Annotated in this window: 15 protein-coding genes and 4 pseudogenes; 9 read left to right on the forward strand and 10 right to left on the reverse strand. The window is 69.8% G+C overall.

Annotated elements, in window-relative coordinates; all coding sequences use genetic code 11:
- Positions 1–93: 93 nt before the first annotated feature.
- Positions 94–1,431, reverse strand: a complete 1,338-nt coding sequence (locus tag OG948_RS34360) for an IS4 family transposase (protein WP_331768946.1) — start codon at positions 1,429–1,431, stop codon at positions 94–96.
- A 191-nt stretch (positions 1,432–1,622) separates the two neighbouring features.
- Between OG948_RS34360 and OG948_RS34365 the strand changes: the two genes are divergently transcribed.
- From OG948_RS34365 to OG948_RS34375, 3 genes and pseudogenes are all read left to right on the forward strand, one after another.
- Entirely contained in the window at positions 1,623–2,870 is a 1,248-nt protein-coding gene (locus OG948_RS34365) for an IS110 family transposase (protein WP_406300418.1), read from the forward strand.
- Between the two features lie 316 nt (positions 2,871–3,186).
- Positions 3,187–5,214 carry a hypothetical protein gene (locus OG948_RS34370; RefSeq protein ID WP_331768947.1) on the forward strand — a complete coding sequence of 676 codons (2,028 nt, stop codon included), beginning with the start codon at positions 3,187–3,189 and terminating at the stop codon, positions 5,212–5,214.
- A gap of 116 nt (positions 5,215–5,330) precedes the next feature.
- Positions 5,331–5,876 (forward strand): annotated as a pseudogene (locus OG948_RS34375) (transposase); the annotation flags it as partial.
- A 387-nt stretch (positions 5,877–6,263) separates the two neighbouring features.
- Here OG948_RS34375 and OG948_RS34380 read toward each other — a convergent pair.
- From OG948_RS34380 to OG948_RS34400, 5 genes are all read right to left on the reverse strand, one after another.
- Positions 6,264–6,959 (reverse strand): hypothetical protein, encoded by a 696-nt coding sequence (locus OG948_RS34380; protein WP_331768948.1) that lies wholly within the window; start codon positions 6,957–6,959, stop codon positions 6,264–6,266.
- The gene (locus tag OG948_RS34385) at positions 6,956–7,324 is read right to left on the reverse strand and encodes a hypothetical protein (protein ID WP_331768949.1); all 369 of its coding nucleotides are present in this window, start codon (positions 7,322–7,324) and stop codon (positions 6,956–6,958) included. Before OG948_RS34385 ends, OG948_RS34380 begins: the two co-directional genes overlap by 4 nt.
- Positions 7,325–7,938: 614 nt before the next feature.
- Positions 7,939–8,235: a hypothetical protein gene (locus tag OG948_RS34390; protein ID WP_331768950.1), complete on the reverse strand. Its 297-nt coding sequence runs from the start codon at positions 8,233–8,235 to the stop codon at positions 7,939–7,941.
- Entirely contained in the window at positions 8,232–8,423 is a 192-nt protein-coding gene (locus OG948_RS34395) for a toxin-antitoxin system HicB family antitoxin (protein ID WP_331768951.1), read from the reverse strand. The genes OG948_RS34390 and OG948_RS34395 overlap by 4 nt, the downstream gene beginning before the upstream one ends.
- A 545-nt stretch (positions 8,424–8,968) precedes the next feature.
- Positions 8,969–9,442: a cupin domain-containing protein gene (locus OG948_RS34400; protein ID WP_331768952.1), complete on the reverse strand. Its 474-nt coding sequence runs from the start codon at positions 9,440–9,442 to the stop codon at positions 8,969–8,971.
- A 57-nt stretch (positions 9,443–9,499) separates the two neighbouring features.
- Here OG948_RS34400 and OG948_RS34405 point away from each other — a divergent pair, with 57 nt between their 5' ends.
- From OG948_RS34405 to OG948_RS34415, 3 genes are all read left to right on the forward strand, one after another.
- On the forward strand, positions 9,500–9,679 hold the full coding sequence (locus OG948_RS34405; protein WP_331773380.1) for a CopG family transcriptional regulator: 180 nt from the start codon (positions 9,500–9,502) through the stop codon (positions 9,677–9,679).
- 1 nt (position 9,680) lies between these two features.
- Entirely contained in the window at positions 9,681–10,025 is a 345-nt protein-coding gene (locus tag OG948_RS34410) for a VOC family protein (RefSeq protein WP_331768953.1), read from the forward strand.
- 303 nt (positions 10,026–10,328) lie between these two features.
- Positions 10,329–11,966, forward strand: a complete 1,638-nt coding sequence (locus tag OG948_RS34415; protein WP_331768954.1) for a DHA2 family efflux MFS transporter permease subunit — start codon at positions 10,329–10,331, stop codon at positions 11,964–11,966.
- 278 nt (positions 11,967–12,244) lie between these two features.
- On the opposite strand, the pseudogene OG948_RS34420 reads toward OG948_RS34415, so the two are convergent.
- A pseudogene (locus OG948_RS34420) lies at positions 12,245–12,814 on the reverse strand (MFS transporter); the annotation flags it as partial.
- 104 nt (positions 12,815–12,918) lie between these two features.
- Between OG948_RS34420 and OG948_RS34425 the strand changes: the two are divergent.
- Together OG948_RS34425 and OG948_RS34430 are read left to right on the forward strand one after the other, a co-directional pair.
- On the forward strand, positions 12,919–14,616 hold the full coding sequence (locus OG948_RS34425; protein WP_331768955.1) for an IS1182 family transposase: 1,698 nt from the start codon (positions 12,919–12,921) through the stop codon (positions 14,614–14,616).
- A 150-nt stretch (positions 14,617–14,766) separates the two neighbouring features.
- Positions 14,767–15,243 (forward strand): annotated as a pseudogene (locus OG948_RS34430) (site-specific integrase); the annotation flags it as partial.
- Between the two features lie 135 nt (positions 15,244–15,378).
- Here OG948_RS34430 and OG948_RS34435 read toward each other — a convergent pair.
- Positions 15,379–16,008 carry a TetR/AcrR family transcriptional regulator gene (locus OG948_RS34435; protein WP_331768956.1) on the reverse strand — a complete coding sequence of 210 codons (630 nt, stop codon included), beginning with the start codon at positions 16,006–16,008 and terminating at the stop codon, positions 15,379–15,381.
- 70 nt (positions 16,009–16,078) lie between these two features.
- Here OG948_RS34435 and OG948_RS34440 point away from each other — a divergent pair, with 70 nt between their 5' ends.
- Positions 16,079–16,951, forward strand: a complete 873-nt coding sequence (locus tag OG948_RS34440; RefSeq protein ID WP_331768957.1) for a 2-dehydropantoate 2-reductase N-terminal domain-containing protein — start codon at positions 16,079–16,081, stop codon at positions 16,949–16,951.
- 141 nt (positions 16,952–17,092) lie between these two features.
- Here OG948_RS34440 and OG948_RS34445 read toward each other — a convergent pair.
- Positions 17,093–17,287, reverse strand: a pseudogene (locus tag OG948_RS34445) (Tn3 family transposase); the annotation flags it as partial.
- Between the two features lie 12 nt (positions 17,288–17,299).
- The gene (locus OG948_RS34450) at positions 17,300–17,749 is read right to left on the reverse strand and encodes an AAA family ATPase (protein ID WP_331768958.1); all 450 of its coding nucleotides are present in this window, start codon (positions 17,747–17,749) and stop codon (positions 17,300–17,302) included.
- Between the last annotated feature and the right edge of the window lie 49 nt (positions 17,750–17,798).

Genomic DNA, 17,798 nt, shown 5'->3' on the forward strand with positions numbered 1-17,798 from the left:
GGCGGTCAGGCCTCTCATCAGCGGTCAAACGGTGCTCCGGGCCCGGTGACGCCACCCCCCAGGTCATGCGTTCCAATGCCGTTGCTTTAAGGGTCATGCCAGCGGTGGCTCAGCGCGACTACGATGGGCTGGCGGGGATGGCTGGCTGCTTCCCCAGGGGCTTTGCTGCCGTAGCCGGTGACGCAGGAACGGATCTTGCGGGGACAGTCCCGTGACCGCCGCCCGGGAAGCAGGCCGCGGCCGATTTCGGTAAGTCCGAGGCTTCGGTCCCGTCTGCGGGCCGAGGGGGGAAAAGCCGCCCGGTGAGATCACCGTGCGGCGGACGAGGTGCAGGGCGCGTGTGAACGAAGTCCGTTCCGCCGTAGTGCTGTTCAGTCGGGCGGCTTCGTCCAGCAGATGTCGGGTGGCGTGGTGGACGACCAGATGCGCGTAGATCTCCTGCCGTACCCCGTCCGGGGTCTGGGATCTCAGCACGGGCCTGCCACGTTGATGGGTCTTGATCTCGTCGAAGACCAACTCGATCTCCCAGCGCCGGGCATGGAGGACGGCCAGTTCGGCAGCCGGATACCTCTCATGATCGGTGAGGCTGGTGATCAGCCGGACGATGTCCGGCTGCCCGTCGACCCGGTATTCGATCACCCGGACCAGGGCCGGCGGTGCCTTGACGGTCCCGGATGCCTTGCTGTGCTTGTTCGCCTCGATCCGGGCCAGGTAGCTGCCGTCGGGCAGGACGTCCTGGACCCGGCGGGCCTTGCGCCGCTCGATGCGCCATAACAGGTGGGTTCCCTGTTCGCGGAGCCGGTGCCAGCGGACCAGGCCCCACAGACCGCGGTCGGCCAACAGCAGCGTTCCCGTTCCGGTGTGGGCGTCGAGGGCGTCGGAGACGATGCGTTCGGAGTCCTTGAACCCGCCGATCACGGCATCGAGTACGGCGTGGGAGGAGCATTCGGCGATGGCCACCACCCGGGCCTGGGGGTAGCCCATCGGACTGCGCTGGGAACCCGACTTGCCGAAGGTCTCGTTGTTCGACACCGAGTCGGGCACCGCCAGCAAGGTTCCGTCCAACGCCAACACCCGCATCCCGTGGAACAGTTCGGCATCGCCGCCCAGCGGCCGGGCCACGGTCCGGAACAACTCCTGCATCACCCTCCAGCCGAGCCGTTTGCGCGCCCGGGTCAGCGACGACTTGTTCACGCCGGGCCACGACCGCAGTCCGCGGTCGCCGGACTTCACCAGACGCAGGACTTCGAGGTAGTCGGCCTGCGGGAACAGGCACATCGCCAGGACGAAGTACACCGTGAACCGGGCCGACAGCAAGCGGCGGCGTTTTTCCTGGCGGCCAGCTTCGCCGACCACGCGGTCGACCAACTCGGGCGGACACGACTGGGTCAGGACACCCAGACCCAGTCGCTCCAGACGCGATATCAACACACCGGATCAACTGCTCCGAGCCCTTAAAGCAACGGCATTGGAACGCATGACCTGGGGGGTGGCGTCACCGGGCCCGGAGCACCGTTTGACCGCTGATGAGAGGCCTGACCGCCACCCGGCCGAGCGCAACGCCCGGCCAACGAAGGGTGGTTGGTCTGCGTAACGTGGATGCGCGCGTGCGGTGCGAAGGCATGAGGCCGGGACCAAAACGACACCCTGGGAGGGGTGCGGTGCTCGACACCGGCGACATCAAGGTCTTCCTCGGCCTGGACGTGGGCAAGACCGACCACCACGGCCACGGCCTCACCACCGCGGGCAAAACCGTCTACGACAAGAGGCTGCCCAACAGCGAACCGAAGCTGCGGGCCGTCTTCGACAAGCTCCGGGTGAAGTTCGGCACCGTACTGGTGATCGTCGACCAGCCCGCCTCGATCGGCGCCCTGCCACTGACGGTGGCCCGCGACGCGGGCTGCGAGGTCGCCTACCTGCCGGGCCTGGCGATACGACGGATCGCGGACCTCTACCCGGGCGAGGCGAAGACCGACGCCCGGGACGCCCACGTGATCGCCGACGCCGCCCGCACCATGCCCCACACCCTGCGCGCCCTCGAGGTCGCCGACGAGACCATCGCCCAACTCACGGTACTGACAGGCTTCGACCAGGACCTCGCCGGCGAGGCCACCCGCACCAGCAACCGCATCCGCGGCCTCCTCACCCAGTTCCGCCCCTCCCTCGAACGCGTCCTCGGACCCCGCCTGGACCACCCCGCCGTCACCCACCTCCTGGAGCGACACGGCTCGCCCGCCGCCCTGCGCAAGGCCGGACGCCGCAGACTCGTGGCCCTGATACGCCCGAAGGCCCCGCGCATGGCCGAACGCCTCGTGAACGACATCTTCGACGCACTCGACGAACAGACCGTCGTCGTCCCCGGCACCACCACCCTCGACACGGTCGTGCCCTCCCTGGCCCGCTCGCTCGCCGCCGTCCACGAACAACGACGCGCCGTCGAGACGCAGATCGGCGAGCTCCTGGAGGCCCACCCTCTTTCCCGGGTCCTGATCTCGATGCCCGGAGTCGGCGTCAGGACCGCAGCCACCCTCCTGGTCACCATCGGCGACGGGTCGTCCTTCCCCACCGCCGCCCACCTGGCCTCCTACGCGGGCCTGGCCCCCACGACGAAGTCCTCCGGATCCTCCATCCACGGCGAACACGCCCCCAGGACAGGCAATCGGCTGCTGAAACGGGCGATGTTCCTCTCCGCGTTCGCGGCCCTGCACGACCCCGCCTCCCGCACCTACTACGACCGCTGCAGAACCCGCGGCAAGACCCACACCCAAGCCCTCCTCCGCCTCGCCCGACAACGCATCAGCGTCCTGTTCGCCATGCTCAGAGACGGCACGTTCTACGAATCCCGCCCGACCCAACCGGTCGCAGCATGACCCGCTCACACTTGACGAAAGACATAGAGGCACCCCCGCGCACCGGCGACGACCGGGCATGCCCATCCTCGAGGAACCCGGTCCGCGGCCGCGCCGCGCCGGATTCGCCTCCGGACGGGGTGGGATATGTGACATGAATGGGGTGATACCGGTTGTGTGTTGCCGATTCGTTGCGTGATTCGCGTCGTCGGTTTCACCGAACGGGTCCTCAGGTCGGGGCTGTTCCGCGCATGATCGACGGATGTGCGCTCGTGGGGGGCGCGGCGGATTCGTCCGGTAGGGCCGTGACGGGCGTGAAGTGGGGATGGTGGGGGACATGACGGTGTGGTCGTGGGCCGCGGCGCGCTGCCGGACGGTGGCGGTGTTCGCGGTGATCGTGGCCGTGGTCGCCGGATGCACGTCGGGCGGCGGAGGCGACGGCGAGGGCTCCGTCGAGGGGGCCAACCCCCATGGGGGCGTGTCCGTTTCGGCCCCTGCCAAGGCGTTCAAGGGGGCTTCGCCGGTCCTGCACCTGAGTACCGTCGACGACGCGCCGCCGCCGAGCGGCGCGTACAGGCTCTTCGGCAAGCCCACCAGGATCGAGGTACGGGGCGGCGAACTCGCCAAGGGGAGGGCCGTGGTGACCCTGGACTACCCGGCCGAGGCGACGCCGCAACAGGTCGAGAACCTGCGGGTGTTGCGCTACGAAGGCAACGAATGGCAGGCCCTGACTCCGGAACACGTGGACGAGGCACGGCATCGGGTCTCGGTGGGCACGGACCGCTTCTCGCTCTGGGGAATCGGATGGTGGGACGTCGAAAGCGCGATCGCGACGACCGTGACCAAGGCGAGGAACCTGCTCAGCACCGACGGCGTCCTGGGCATCGGCAAGCGCGTGGCGAACCCGCCCATCGTCGAGTGCGCGTACCCGGCGCTCACCCTCACCCTGGACGTCGAGAAGTTCGTGCCGGGCGCGATCACGTGCACCAGATTCGATGTCACCGACGGGTCGCGACGAACCCTCGATCTGTACGTGAGCAATCCGCACTTCACACCCTTTCTGCTCGATCTGCCCACCGGCGTGCAGTTCGTCGAGGCCAAGCCGGACCCGGACAATCCGTATACGCTCCTGGCCCGGACCATGGCCGCGGCGCAGAACCTGCCCGTCGCGTTCCTGCCCGCCGGCGGCATGATCCGGCTCAAGGTCGATCTGTCGAAGCTGACGGCAGGCGCCGCGATCACCGCAACCCTGGACGCGGCGACCCCGCTGTTGGATCTGGCCACGGCCATCTTCAAGGGCATGCTGCCCGCCGAGCCGACCGATCCCGTGGTCCGGGCGGTGGCGGCGACCCACGAGGCCGCCGAGGCGTTCGCCTGCCTGTACAAGCACGGGACGGAGATCTCCAAGCTGGCGAACCCCTCCGCCGCCGACATCACCGGCCGACTCGTCGCGGGCGCCCGCGAGTGCGGCGACGCGATGCGCAAACTCGGCACCCGACTCGCCGTCGCCGTCAGCCGCCAGGGCTGGAGCGCGGAACAGGTCGCATCGGCCGCAGGCAAGGAGATCGAGGAGTTGTGCGAGAAGCTCTGCCCCGGGATGATCCGGGCGATCCTGGCGGCATGGGAACACGAACCCCTGCTCATGGAAGTGGGGGCGTCCATCGCCGAGGGAGCGAACGGATTCAAGGTCTACCGCCTGGGACTCGCCGCCGCCGAACCGCCGTTCGCCCGACTCGCCGAGGTGCTGCCCGGCAATAACATCCCCGGATTCACCGTCAGGCCACCGATCGTCGACAACAACAACCGCTTCGGCGGCGGCACACTGGAGACGGTGCCCGACCCCGGCACCCCGTGCGTGGACCAACTCAAGGGCAAGCACTGGGAAACCTGGCTCCATCCCCAACCCCAATTCGCCGCGAAGTCCTATCTCGCCGACGACATCGCCACCACGATCACCCTCTGGTACGTCCGCACCGACTTCCGGGACCTCACCAGGGACTACTTCGTACAACTCGTCGGCAGCGGCAAATGCACCCTCAAACCGACAGGCAGATACCAGGAAAACCAGGAGCAGACCTCCGAGCCCTACCCGGGTCCACGCGTCAAGGGCCTGGCCGACTTCCGGGGATTCCTCACCTACGTGCCGAACGCCGACGGCTTCCACACACGCCCCCGCGCCGCGCTGTACGACCCCAGCACCGGCGTACTCGCACTGATCGAGGGGCGGGTGGCCGACTCCACGGCCCCGGAGGAACACGCGCCCCCGACCCTGGACGCCCTCAAGCGTCGCGTCGACAGCCAACTCGAATACCTCATCCACCGCCTCGACGACCAACTCGGAACACAGTTCGTCCCGGCGAACTGACACCACGACCACGCGACGGGCACCGAGAAGGCGGCCGGGTGAACCACTTGCCGGCCCCGGCCCAGGTCTGGGCCACGCTGTTGGACGAGGGCGTCCACCTGTGTTCGGAGTCCACGATGTATCGGATCCTGCGCGAGCGCGGCGAGGTCCGCGAACGCCGACGACAGGCCGCCCATCCGCCCCGCGTGAAACCGGAGTTGGTGGCAACGGCCCCGAACACGGTGTGGTCGTGGGACGTGACGAAGCTGCGCGGACCGGATCGGCGGGTGTTCTTCTGCCTCTACACGATGATCGACATCTACTCCCGATACACGGTGGGCTGGATGGTCGCGCATCACGAACACAAGGAACTCGCACGGCAGTTCGTCACCGAGACGGTCGGTCGGCACGCCGTGGGCGGGACCCGGTTGACGATCCACTCGGACCGCGGAGCGATCCGGACCGCGAAGTCCGTCGCGGAGCTGATGGCCGACCTCGGCGTCTCGAGATCCCACTCGCGGCCCAAGACATCGAACGACAACCCGTACTCCGAAAGCCAGTACAAGACTTTGAAGTACCGACCCGACTACCCGGGACGGTTCACCTCGATCGCGCACGCACGCGAGTGGGGCGCGGAGTTCTTCGACTGGTACCACCACGATCACCGACACTCCGGAATCGGGTACCACACCCCCTACGACGTGCACCACGGCCGGGCCGAACTCGTCCGCGAAGCCCGAGCACGCACTCTCGCCGACGCCTACCGACACCATCCCGAACGATTCGTCCGCGGGCGTCCCGAACCGCCCCACATTCCCACGCACGCGTGGATCAACAAACCCACCGAAGACGAGGAACACACCCCGACACAGCGTTGGACATCCCTACCTGCCTTGATCGCATTGACAGGCTCCGCCTGGGCCAGATCAGCACTCCGGATGGAGCATGGACGTTCATGCTCTTCCTCAACACTGCGGCCACGGCAGTCCTGGCCTGCGCCGGCATCGCCGCCATTCCGCGCGAGACGGACTGAAGGCAAGGCGAACCACCCATCCGCCCAACTCAACCGCTCACCGGCTTGGGTGAGGCATCGGAAGTCGGCGCCGGACTGCGTTCAGGCGCGGTGCGTGGGTCGCGCGGGCCGGGATGCCGCGGGGTGTCACGCATCCGTTTTCCGCCTGGGCTCGGCACTTCGGGCAGGGCACCGCCCACGCGGGGTCCGGGCCCACGGCCACGTGTTCGGCCGGCGGCACGAAGAAGTCCTGCAGCGCGGTGCGCAGCTCCCACAGGGATGCGGTGGCGCCGACAAGCGGCAGGAACTCGTTGACGTGCCGGCCCGGCATGGCGCCCTGGCGGGACAGATACAGGCTCACGAAGCGGATCCGGTGGTGGTCGTCGAAGTCGAGCAGGAGGTATCCGGCGAGTTGATAGAGCTCGCGGGTGCCGAGGCGGGACGGTGCGACGGCCTTGCAGTCGATCAACTCGCCCGCACACACCAGGTCCGCGTCGGCCCCGCCGACGTGCGCGCTGCCGGCGAACACCGCTCCGCACTCCACCTCCCGGCCGACCAGCCATCCCAGCGCCTCGCGCGGTTCGGCCAGGCGCAGTTGCGCGGTGATGTCCTCGACGGTTTCGTGCGGGACGTCGGCCAGGAGGGAGGAGAGGGTCGTGTGGGCGCCGGCCCTGTCCAGGAGGTCACCGCGGTCGCACCCTCCGGAGCGGTAGACGTGTGCGAAGTAGGAGGCGACCGCGCACAATCGGATCAACCGGTCGCCGTCCGCGCCGTCGAGCAACAGGGGTGCGCCGGTGAAGCGGTCGAGTTCGGTGAGGAGTTCGGCCCCGCTCGCCCGATCGCGTCGCGTACGCCCGGGTCGTCGGGCCGGAATCGTTTGATGCCGAACCGGATGGGGTCGCCGTAGGGGGCGCCGAGCGAGACGCGGACGCGGTGGTCGATCGTGAGGCCCAACGCCCAGGGCGGTGTGGTGCAGCCGGGCGGAGGGCGGACCGGTTCCGGCAGGTGCGCGGTCCAGCGCCGCAGCGCCGCTTGCGCCCGGGCGGCATCCGGCAGGCGCGCGGCGAAGAACCGCGCGACCTCGGAATCGGCGTGCTTCAACTCGCCGGTCAGACTCATCCCCGGCATTGTGTATTCGCCGCGGGGCCCTTTTCGCCGTAACCGGACCCGGCGGACCAACGAGGACGCCGGCAGACCCCGGAGAATCGCCCCCCGGCCGGCGCTTTGCGCGACGACGAGGCGTCGTCTTCGCCACGCTCCGCGCCGCACGGGCGGCCGCTCAGCCGGAGGCCTGCTTCCCCTGGCAGAGCTTCGTTTCGATCGCGGTGAGCATGCGCCCTGCGACAACCGCCGCAAACGAAAACCCGGGCGGGCATCGCAAGCCGACGACGAGGGGCGGCCCGCTCCGGGCCTGCCGAGTGATTCCGGAACCGCGCACCGAACGAAGGCCGACCCCCACACGACCGCGTCCGGTACAGGAACCGGAACGTCGGATCCGACAGCCGCCTGTACCCCGGGTACAGGGCCGCGACGACCGACCGAGACCCGCAGTTGGGTCTCGGTCTCTACAGGAACCATGCGTCGGGGACGTGCAGAACGATGCTGTCGGAGGCGCTGTTCGGGCGGGTGGCGACCCCGCCAGACCGCGATCGGGGCCGGCTCGGGTTCTCCCAGCCGCGGTACAGCTCCACCACGACGTGGACCAACTCTCTTGCGGCGGGCCCTGTCCGGACTTACAGGTCCAGGACCGCGCGCAGGGCCTGGTCGACGCGTTCCATCACGGTGGGGTCGACGGCGCCGAGGAGTTTCGCGTCGTCGAAGCGGGTGGTGCGCAGTTGTTGGAGGTTGACCGCCACGGCCGTGCACGGCAGGGGGTCCTCGACGACGACGGACATCGCGGTGTCGGGGTAGCGCCCCGCGGGGTGCAGCACGATCGCCAGGAGTGCCGCGTAGGCCTGTTCGAGGCCGTCCAGGGAGACGATCAGGACGTCGCGGCCGTCGCCCAGGGTCCAGATCTCGCCTCGCCTCACAGGCTGTCGCCCTCGCCACACAGGTCCTCGCCCAGGCCGAGCCCGGCCAGGTGCCGGGCGGCGTCCAGGACCGCCTGCCGGCGGGCGGCCCGCACGATGTAGGCGTTCAGGGACAGGCCCGCCGCCGCCGCGCCCGCGCGGATCGAGGCGTCCAGATCATCGGGAATCCGCAACGTCATCACCGTCATGACACCAACCTAGCAACCGGGACCCGGTGGCGTCACCGGTGGCATCGGTTCGTTCCGACGCCGATCCGGCCCGGTCGGCCCCCGACCCCGCACACGACCGGTCACGATCCCTGCGGAGTCCGGCTCCATCACCGATCCGGTCGAACGGGTGGCGACCACCCGCACGTCGTTGCCATCCGGGACCATCACATCGCCCCGGCCCGAGCACGAGGGCTTCGGCACCGGCGCGCCGGGACCGGAGGCGACAGCGTTCGAAGGCGACACGTACTCGTGGCGAGAAACGCCGCCGCGGGGCCGCCGGCAAGACATTGGGGGCCCTGTCCGGGGCGGGTCATGCGGCGGCGCTCCGTGACGCTGGCTTGCCACCGGCCGGGCGTCGGCTCCGCCTGCGCCGCTCATGCGCTGATGGTTCCCCGCCGCCGCCCTCGCGTCCGATGGCTGCATGGGATGCGAGGGCGGCGCGCCCGTGTTCGGCCGGACGGGTGCAGGCGTCCTGGTCGTCGCGGTTGTCGGTACCTGTGTCGGTAGGGGGCGGTGGGCCTGACTCACCAGATGTGGGTGCTGACGAAGTGGGTGTCGTAGTGGTCCTGTTCGGTGAGGAGGCTGTCGCGGTCGGCTTCGCCCCTGCGGATCTTCGCGACCTGCCTTGGATAGGCGAAGCGTTCGATGCCGGGTGTGATCACGACGAGTGCGTCGGCGGTGTGGTCGGGGCCGGCGCGGAAGGCGTGGTGGCACAGCGGCGGGACGACCAGGAAGTCGCCCGAGCGGGCGGTGACGATGTCGGGGCCCACCAGCAGGTCGAGTGTGCCGTCGACGATGAAGAACAGTTCGGACGAGTGGTTGTGCAGGTGGGGGGTCGCGCCGTCGGCGCCGCGGGCGAGTCGGATGCGGTGGGCGCTGAGCGCGCCGTTGCTGGCACTTGCGTCGGCCAGCAGGTGGTGGCCGATCTCGGGGAGGTGCTCGGCCTCGTCGGCGCGGACGACGACCGGGGCGTACGGGGTGACTGCGTGGACGGACATGCGCCGCTTCCTCTCTGTGCTAGCAAGCTACTTTTCTAGGATGCTAGCATCATGGACATGGGTGATGAGGCGGCCAGGCAGTTCAACGTGTACCTGCCGACAGGCCTGATCAGGCAGGTCAAACACCATGCGATCGAGACGGGCATGTCGCTGTCGGCGTTGGTCGCCGAAGCGTTGCGCGCCTACCTCGACGACGCCGACACGCAACGGGCGCAAGCCCCAGACAAGGAGTCATGACATGGCGACACAAGGAATCGAAGCGGTGTTCCTGGAGACCCACAACTGGGGCAAGTCCGCGAAGTTCTTCCAAGCGCTGGGATTCGAGTCGGACCACGCCACCGGCGACGGCTCGGGCGTGTTCCGCAACGGCGAAGGCCCCTATCTCGTCATCGTCGAGGTCCCCGAAGACCGGGAGCCCGTCGTGCGGCTCGCGTTGACGGTGGCGGACGCCGACGGCTTCCGGACCGATCCGGCGCTGGAGGTGGTCACCCCCTTCGAGGACACCCACTACGGGACCCGCGAGATGACCGTCCGCGATCCCGACGGCCGGGTGTGGAGCCTGCAAGCCCCCGCCAAGAGCTGAGACCGGGCCGGCGCCGCACCGGCTGAGCCGCGTCGACGGCCCGGCGCTTGGAGCCGGGCCGTCGACGCGCGGCGATCCGCCGCCCGCCGTCGACGGTCGGCCGCCTTCAGCGGCCTTGCCCCCGGCGGTGACACGGAAGACAGGGCGACACGCCGACGCCGTCACAACCCGTGGGTCCGCGCCCGTTGACCGCGACACCACCGGTGCCCGCCCTTGGCGCGCGGCACACGAACTCGGCCCGCACGAGTTCGGACAACTCGTTCTCCGGGAGACCCGGAGGGACAGTCCATGGAAGGGAATCGAATGAGCCGGTGGCGAGGCAACCCCTGGGCGGTGCTGCTGACACTCAGCCTGGGCTTCTTCATGACGCTGCTGGACCTGACGGCTGTCAACGTCGCCATCCCCAGCATGATCGGCGGCCTGCACGCGTCGTTGGACGCGGTGCTGTGGGTGATCAACATCTACGTCCTCGTCCTCGCCGCGCTCCTGATCACGTTCGGCCGAATGGGCGACATATGGGGGCCGCGCGCGATGTTCATCGGAGGTGTCGCACTGTTCACGGTGGCATCCGTGCTGTGCGGCCTGTCGCAGGATCCCGCGCAGCTCATCGCCGCGCGGGCGGTCCAAGGGCTCGGCGCCGCGGCGCTGATGCCGCAGACGATGACGATCATCATCGGCACGTTCCCGCCCGAGCGCAGGGGTACGGCGCTCGGGGTCTGGGGCGCGGTGGCGGGCGTGGCCACGATCGCCGGGCCCACGCTCGGCGGTCTCGTGGTCAGCACCGTCGGCTGGCGCTGGATCTTCTTCGTGAACGTCCCCGTCGGCGTGGCCGTGCTGGCGATGGCCGTCGCGCTCGTGCCGGACGCCCGCTACGGCGCCCGCCGCAAGCTCGACATCGTGGGTGTCGTGCTGGCAACGGCGACCCTGGCCTGCGCGACGTTCGCCCTCACCGAAGGCCAGCGGTACGGCTGGAACGCCGGGATCTGGGCCCTCCTGGGCGCGGCCGCCGTGCTGCTGGCCGTCTTCCTGATCCAGCAGCGCGCCCGGCAGCACGACGACCCACTGCTCCCCTTCACGCTCTTCCGCGACCGCAACTACGCGGTCATGACCTTCGTGTCCGCGACCGTCCAGGTCGGCATGATGGGCCTGTTCCTGCCGGTGATGATCTATCTGCAGTCGGTCTTGGACTTCGGCGCGCTCGAAGCCGGCCTGGTGATGGCGCCCGCGATGGTGGTCTCGGCGGCCCTGTCGCCGATCGCGGGCCGCATGGCGGACCGGATCGGCGGCACGTACATCCTGATGGGCGGCCTGACCCTGTTCGCCGGCGGCATGGCCTGGCTTGCGATGGTCGTCGATGTCGGCCGCGCCTGGTGGGAGTTCCAGCCGGCACTGATCACGGCCGGGGCCGGCATCGGCTGCGTGTTCGGCCCCATGGTCACCATCGCCATGTTCAACGTGGAGCCGAGAATGGCCGGCGCCGCCTCCGGCGTGCTCAACACGATCCGGCAGATCGGCACGGTGATCGGCAGCGCCGCGGTCGGGGCGATCCTCCAGAACCGCCTGGCCTCCTCGATCCAGGACGAAGCGGCCAGGCGGGCCGCCGGACTCCCGGACGGCCTCCGCGACCCGTTCCTGACCGCGCTGCGCAACGCCGCCGACAGTGGTCAGGAAGCCGGGGCCGGACAGAACAGCACAGCGGTCCACGCTCCGACGGGAACACCCGAGGACCTCGCCCGTCAGTTCGCACACGCGGCGACATCCGCCGTCGACCACGGCGTCGTCCACGCCGTGCCACCCACGCTGGCACTGCCCGTCGCCGTGATCGCGATCGGTGCGGCCTCATGCCGCCTGGTACGACGCCCCCGAGCCGACCGCGGCATCCCCAACGAGGCGCCGCAGCCGGCCGAGTTCGGCACGTCGGCGGGACGGGGATCCCCGTAGTACCCGGGAAGATCGGGCGGATGCGAGGCAATCGACGCCCCCGAATCGGCAGTAGCGGCCGACGGACCGTCGGTCCACTCGGCGGGCAGGGGCCGGCGGAGCACGTCGGTGCGCTCGCGTGGAGCACGGTGATCGCCGACGGCCCGAACACGTGAACGGCGGCGCTCAGTCGAGGCCGGCGCCGGCGCGCAGCCCGGCGATCTCACGGCGCGCAGCCGCGGGATCGGAGGAATGACGACCCCTCGCCGGGCGTCGAAGCTGGAGGCGAATCAGCACACTCAACCAGCGGCCGCTGCCGCGTCGGCGACTCCGGAGACGGTCGGCTTCGCGGCAGCAGGCGGCGTGCGGTAGGCGCGAAGGGGGGCATTGGTCGCGGCCACGGCGGCGACCGCCAGGATGGCGGACAGTCCCCCGAAGACCAGGGAGAAGGGGGCGGAGGTGACCGACGCCAACAGGCCACCACGGAAGTTGCCGAGTTCGGGGCCCGCGACACCGATGACGTGTTCTACCGAGGAGACCCGCCCCCAGTACGCGTCCGGGGTCTCCAACTGGACCAGGGCGCTGCGGGTGACGACAGACACGGTGTCGGCAGCACCCGCCACGGCCAGGCAGCCGAGCGCCAGCCACAGCGGCCCCGCCAGACCGAAACAGGCCAGCGCCAGGCCCCAGATCCCGGCTGCGGACAGCTGTACCAGGCCGCTGCGGCGCCAGTGCGTCACCGTGCCGGAGAGCAAACCGGCCGTGATCCCCCCGACCGCGACGGCCGAGAGGAACAGGCCGAGGGTCCGCGGGTTTCCCCCGAAGCGGATCTCGTTGACCAGCGGGAAGAGTGCGATGGGCATGGCTACTGAGCTTGACTCTGTCGGTGATCTTGGCAATCCAAGAAAACCGGGGCACCCTCCGACTATCTGGTGACACGCTGGTGACTTTCCATCACTCAGAGGTGTTCGCGATGTCGATGCAGTCCCGGCCCGGCCGTCACGTCCCAGAGTTGACCGCGCGGATCGCGCGTGCCAGCAATCCCCGGGGTACTCCGGCGATGTGGATCCGCGACCGGCTGGACGGACTGTGGGACGACCAGGACTTCGCCGAGTGGTATCCCCGGGACGGACGGCCCGGCATGTCACCGGCCCAGTTGGCCACCATCTCGGTCCTGCAGTTCCTGCTGGACCTGTCCGACCGTCAGGCGGCCGAAGCAGTAAGGTGCCGCCTCGACTTCAAATACGCCCTGGCCATGGACCTGGACGATCCTGGCTTCCACCCCAGCGTGCTGGCCGATTTCCGCGACAGGCCGGCCCAAGGCGACCGCGCCGACCGGCTGCTGGACCTGGCACTGGCCCGGCTCAAGGATGCCGGGCTGGTCGGCGGGCGCACCGCGCAACGCACCGACTCCACCCATGTCCTCGGCATGGTGCGGGAGTTGACCCGGCTGGAGCTGGTCACCGAGGCGGTGCGCGGCGCGCTGGAAGAAGTCGCCCGCACCGCCCCACACCTGCTGAAGGGCCTGGTCGACGAGGACTGGGGCAAGCGCTACGGCCGCCCGGTGCGCCTGGGCAAGAACCCCACCCGACCCAAGACCAGGATCAACCAGGCCGGCGAGGACGGCCGCCGACTCCTGGAGCACCTGCACAGCCGCCGACCCGGTCGCACGGCCGGCCCGCGGGCCGAAGCCCTACGGCAGATCCTCGTGCAGAACTACTACGCCGACGCCGCCGGCCGGTTGCGTTGGCGCACGCCGGAGGACGGTGGCCTGCCGCCCTCGGCCGGCGCGGTCGTCTCGTCCTACGACACCCAGGCCCGCTACGCGCGCCGGGGACAGGTCACGCGCTGGAAGGGGTTCCTGGCCCATGTCACCGAAACCTGTGCCACCGGCGGCGTGAACGTGATCACCGACGTGGCGACCGCTCCCGCCACGGCCGCCGATTCCCGGTCCCTGCCCGGGATCCACGACCGGCTGCACCGCCGCGGCCTGCTACCCGGCCGCCACCTGGTCGACGGCGGCTACACCTCCCTGGTCCACCTGGAACGGGCCGAGCGCGAGCACGGAATCACGATGACCGCGCCACTGCCCGGCAACGCCACCCGCCGGCACCGCACGCAAGAGGGCTTCGCCCGCGACGACTTCCGGATCGACTTCGACCGCCGGGAGGTGACCTGCCCGAACGGGGAGGTCACCCGCAACCGGCACGGGCCCTACCCGACATCCTCGCCCACCGCAGCCCCGCTCATCGTGGCCGGGTTCACCAAGGGCCAATGTGATCCGTGCACGCTCCGACAGCGGTGCACCACCTCCCGCGGAGGGGCCAGGAACGTCGGATTCCCACCCCGGGAGCTCCTTGAGCTGCAAATCCGCAACCGCGCCGAGCAGCAAACCCCGGTCTGGAAGGAGCACTACGCGGTGCGCTCCGGCATCGAGGGCACGATCAACGAGTTCGCTCACGGCCACGGAATGCGCAAGTGTCGCTACCGCGGCCGGGCGAAGGCCCACGTCCGGCTCGTCCTCACCGCCGTTGCCATCGACGTCGAACGGTGCAGCAGACAACCGACTCCCCAACAGCCGTCCCTTCAACGGCCACCGACGGCGTTCCAGAACTACTTGGACCAGCACCAGATCCCCCGGCATCGATCCTGGCGAGCAGCCAGCAGCTGACCATCACCTCCCAAGATCACCGACAGAGTCAAGACCGCGATATCCCCAGGCCAGACCACACACGGCCCCAACCCAGACGGCGCCAAAACGTTCTCACCCAACCTGCAACACCCAGCCCACACCACCACCCACACACCAACCAACCACCCCCCAGGCTCATCGAAGGGTGCCCGGCCGCGTACCCGCCGCCGGGGCGCCCCGCGCGAGGAGTTCGTGCTGGAGGCCGTGTACTGGGACGCGGGCACCGCCCGCCTCCTGCCCCGCCTGATCAAGGGCCGTACGCGCGGGCCGGTCTTCGTCACGCACCGCAAGCCGGGGCCCGGCAAGGTCGTCAGTCCGCGCGACGTCTGCCCCGACACCGGGCTTGTCCGGCTGTCGTACGGCCAGGCCCGAGCTCTGCTCGACGCCCACACCTCGCTCGGCGGTGTGCCGGGGACGGGCTGGGACCTGCACGAGTACCGTCATTCTGGCCTCACATACCTCGGTGAAGCCGGGGCCGGCCTGCCGATGCTCATGGCCAAGTCGCGGCACAAGAAGCCCGCGAACGTGAGGAAGTACTTCCATCCCTCGGCGGAGGCGATCGCCGAGGTCACCAGCCTGCTCGCACGCGACGGCAGCAGGCGCTGACCTCGACACGGCAGGCCCGCCCGATCAACTTCCGTCCGTCTCTACCCGACAAAGGTGCCGAGCAGACGCCGGCCGCCCGGCCCGCCTCCCAGCCGACCGGCGACATCGCCGATCGGCCGCGGCCGTCCCGAGTTGTCAGGTCCCCGTCGGTGGTGCGCTCATCGCTGCCGTCAGGAACGTGATCGCCCAGTGCCGGGCTGCCTGACCCGCTACCGGGGACAGGCAGGCCGGGGAGCTCTGCTGGTAGACCTCGACGCGGTCCACAGCCGTCACCGCGAGGATCCCCCGCATCCGGAACCGCAGTTCCTCCGGGGAAAGGCCGGGCAGTGCGCGCCCGAAGGCCGCCAGGTAGCGCTCACGGACCGTGTCCTCGGCCGGACCGGTCCAGCTGCGCACCTCCTCGGCCGGGTCGCTGAGGATCGTCACGATCAGCCGGGATGTCCGGGCACCGCCCTCGTCACCGGCCGGCATCTCGTCGAACAGCGGCCCCGCGAATGCCTCCACCAGTTCGGTGATCGCAGGGTCCGGAGTCCTGGCGAGCAGTCGGTCGAGCCCTGCGCACTGCGCGGCGTTGATGGGCTCGATCACGCGGCGGACGACCGCGGCCAGGAGTTCCGCCTTCGAGCCGAAGTGATACCCGACGGCGGCCAGGTTCGCTCCGGCGAGGTCGGTGATCGCGCGGACCGAGGTGCCGCGGTAACCGCGCTCGGCGAAGAGGCGTTCGGCCGCGTCGAGGATCTGGGTGCGGGTGTCAGGTGGCGCCATGCCTGCGTACACTACAGACGTTTGATTCAAACGAACGTATGACTGAAACGAACGTATGAAAGAGATTGCCATGAAACTGCTCGTGTACGGCGCCGGGGTTCTCGGCAGCCTGTTCGCCGCCCGCCTCCATGAGGCCGGGCACGACGTTGCGCTCCTCGCCCGGGGCAAGCGCCTGGCCGCCCTGCGCCGACACGGCGTGCAGCTCGCCGAGGCAGACAGCCCGGCCGTCAGGCGGGTACCGGTGCCGGTGGTCGAGCACCCGGCCGGCGGGTACGACCTGATCGCGGTCTTCGTCCGCACCCATCAGGTGGACGCGGTGCTGGAGTCACTCGCTGGTCTCGAAGGCGACGTGCTGTTCCTGCTCAACTGGGCGGCCGGCCCGGAGCCGCTGGGCGCGGTGATCGGCCACGAGCGGGTGCTGCTCGGCTTCGGCACAGCCGGCGGCACGATGGACGGCGACGTGGTCCGCTACCGCGCGACCAAGTTCATGACCCGCCGGGTTGCGATGCCGATCGGCGAACCCGACGGCCGGACCACCCCGCGACTGGAACGGATCGTGCGGTCGTTCCGCACCACCGGGATGAACGCCAAGACCGAGCCGAAGATGGATGCCTGGCTCAAGACGCACGCGGCGTTCGCGGTGCCACTCGGGCAGGCGGTGCACACGGCGGGCGGCCCGGTAGCGCTTGCCGACGATCCGGACGCGGTCCGCGGCATGCTCCGCCTCATGCGGCAGAACCTGGCCGCCATGCCGACGCCGCCGGTCCCTCGCGGGTTCGCTGCATTGCGGACCCTGCCGGAAGGTCTGCTCGTGGCCACGCTGCGGCGCTTCCTGCGAAGCCCGACGGCCGTACACAGCGGACTCAGCGACGCCTCGCCCGCGACAGCGGCCGAACTCGCGCGGCTGGCCGAACAGATCCGCGCCTATACGAAAGTCCGGTAGGCGACAGGCGGCTGCGCCTCCTCGGCCGGATCACATGGGAGTGCTGCTCTGGTCTATTCCGGGCACTCCTCGGCCGCCGGCCCCGCCCGCTACACCCGCATCTCTCCCGGCGCCCTCACCCGCTGACCGGCCCGACCAGCGTTACTCGTCGTCGGCGGCGTCCGGATCGCGCAGCGGGCGCAGAGCCCCGGGCAGCTCGGGGAGTTGGAAGGAATACCGGCCGAGCATGTTGATGTGATGGCGGACGAACGGGGAGGGGCGGGCCATGTCCACGTCGCGGACGTCGAACCCGTCCTCTCGCAGCTGCGTGACGGCGGCGTCCATGTACCGCGTGTTGAGCGTGCGGTCTCACGTGGGGAAGGTGGCCGTTCGCGCGGCTCGTCCAAGGGCAGGCCACGCCGCAGTGACGCGACTGCCGTCTTCACGCGCTGGTAGTGCCCCGAGTAGCCCTTTGCCAGGAGTTCCCGATGAAGGATTTTGGCGCTGTGTTCGCTCTCGTCCCAGCGTTGTTGCAGGTATTCGAGGTAGGGAGCCGCTGAGCCACTGTGCTTCGTCGAGGACGAGGGTGCGGGGGTGGGCGGCGAGCGCGGTCTTGAGGAGTTGGTCGAACTCGCCGGCGTAGCGAGGGGGTTGGCCCGGGAGTTCCAGGGCGGCGTGCAGTTCCTGGCGCACCGTGCGGAGGGTGGGGCGGGTGTGGAAGGTGATGCGGCGGATGTCCTGGTCGGGTTCGAGCTCGCGCAGGCAGCTGGTGACCGCCAGGGTCTTGCCGAAGCCGGCTCCGCCGTGGATGCACGTCATCGCGCGGGCGGCGATCGTGTCGGCGAGGTTATCCCGGGCGGTGAGCAGC

Origin of the sequence: Embleya sp. NBC_00888 (assembly GCF_045207655.1) — a bacterium.
Lineage (GTDB): Bacteria > Actinomycetota > Actinomycetes > Streptomycetales > Streptomycetaceae > Embleya.